This window comes from Zunongwangia atlantica 22II14-10F7 (assembly GCF_002094855.1).
GTDB lineage: Bacteria > Bacteroidota > Bacteroidia > Flavobacteriales > Flavobacteriaceae > Zunongwangia > Zunongwangia atlantica.
Genome location: NZ_ARYN01000052.1, coordinates 1 through 2,292, shown reverse-complemented (window position 1 = coordinate 2,292; position 2,292 = coordinate 1). Strand labels below are relative to the sequence as shown.

1 protein-coding gene is annotated in these 2,292 nt (G+C 36.8%); it reads right to left on the bottom strand.

The genetic code is table 11. From position 1 onward, the window contains the following. Window positions 1-2,292: carboxypeptidase-like regulatory domain-containing protein (locus tag IIF7_RS20440; RefSeq protein WP_084843539.1), on the bottom strand; the 2,292-nt coding region annotated here is incomplete at both ends.

The following is a 2,292-nucleotide window of genomic DNA, read 5'->3' as shown; positions in this document are numbered from 1 at the left end:
ATTCTGAAAATTATCAGATCCAAAAGCACTAAAATCATGTTCGTAACCCACATCTAAATTTGGGAGGTCATCAAAAGTAGTTCGTATTCGTAGGCCATAACCATAATTTTCAGAATCATAAGCTATGGTATTCTGGTTTACAATTCGGCTATAACTAGACAGCGCAGCATCACCATCTACCGTAAATCGAAAATCATTAATTCGCTTGGTAAAAGAACCACGAAAACTATAGGTTTCATTGGGCAAATCGGTATACACCGGACTCGAGATCTGATTAATTCCTTCTAAAATGGTTGTATTTAAAATGGATCGTACCCTGTTCGAATAATTAAAAAAGAAATTATAATTAATGCCTTTAAAAAGACTAAACTTATAATAGCTCAACGAAAGCCGATGATATAATTGATTCTCTAAATCTTCATTTCCGCGGTAAATCCTGTTAAAATTACTTAAGCGATAGCGATTGGCATAGCTTGATGCATTGGCAAAACTGGAATTCATGCTGTAATTTAGTCGCAGCTTTTCTGAACCGCCGAGTTTATATTCGCTTTCAAATTCAGGCAACAAAACCGGTTTTGTTTCATTGGTAATTTCATCAGAAAACTGGGTGACCTGCCACAAGTAATAATGATAAAAAAGACCTGGTTTTAAAATAAGATCGCCAAACATGGTTTTATATTGAAAACCTACATATTGATCGACCAACCGGTAATGCACATCATTATTAAAATTGGCTTCAGTAAAACTATTAATCTCTCCAGAATCCAACTGTTGCTCGTCGAGTGTGCTAAAACGCTGATCTGAAAAATTGATCCCCAATGCCGGGTAAATATGATTGGTATTATTTAAAACCCAATAATGCTTGAGATCTAAACTAGCCTGGTTGAGCGTGGTATTTACCTGCTGAAATAAATGCAGACTGTCTTCTTCTACAAACGGAATAATGGTATTAAAAATAGGCTCGTTAAATAACCAATCTTTGTCATTGTCGTTCTTAGAATATTTATAATCGACATTTAGTGTAGTGGTATGTTCAAAGGAAAACTGTTTGCTGTAATTTAAATGTTGTGTAAAATCGATCCCATCGGGATTTGCCATGGTATTGATAAATGTAGAATCTACCGGAGTAAACGAATTCAAAATTCCGTTGGCTGTAGCCGAAGATGTTTTTACATAGGCATCGTAAGTAAGATCTTCATCGGGATTTGGGCGATAACGCAATTGCAATTTATTTAGTGTAAAAAACAGATCGTTGTTTTGCCGGGTTTCGCGAAATTCATCCAGTCCGCGATCTTCATCAATATAAGTGATGTTATATTCTTCCCGTGTTTCAAGCTTGTTATTCGAAATAATGGTGTAAGCGTTTAGATCGAGATCGCTGGTAATTTCCTGGGCGATATTAAAAGCGCCAAATTCATTTTTGTTATAGGTAAAATCTTCATTCCGTAGAAATTGCGCAAAGTCATCATTATAAATATTACTTGCATTCGGCCGATCCATAAGCGATAAATAACCGCCTTCAAAATTGATATAATCCTGCATAGAAAACGACTTTTGCCCGGTATTATTAAAATCCCCTATAACATTTACTGAGGTTTTCGGGCTATAATAAAATAAAGTAGGATGCAGGGAATAGCGATCTTCTAAACCACCGCCGACTTCGATATCACCAAACGCAAATTTCTTTTTACCTTCAGAGAGTTTAATGTTCATCGCCATTTTATCACTGTCTTCCAGGCCTTTTAAAAATGGGATTTCACTGTAATTATCCAGCACCTCGACTTCATCTACAGCATCTGCGGGAATGTTTTCTACGGCAAGTTTAGAGTCTCCGGTAAAAAATGTTTTACCATCGACCATTAATTTATCTACCTTTTTGCCATTTACGGTAATGGTACCTTCACGGTCCACTTCCACGCCCGGTAATTTATTTAAAACTTCACGTAGCTTACGCTCTTCGCCGGTTTTAAAAACATCGGTACGGTAAATGGTGGTATCTTCTTTTACGACCACTGCCATTTTCTTTTTGATAAGGACTTCTTCCAGGCTTTCGTTACTGGCCTGCATGGTATAATCTTTCTGAATATCACGACTGGCAGTAATCGAATCGATAATTTTTTGATAGCCTAAATAACTAATTTCGATCACATAGCTACTGTCTTTTTCCAGGTTAAGCCGATACCGCCCTTTTTCATCTGAAATAGAAAAGGCCATACTAAGATCATCACTATCTGGAATCGCAATAAGGTTAGCACCATGAAGTGGCGCATTAACAGAGTCTTTAACAGTGCC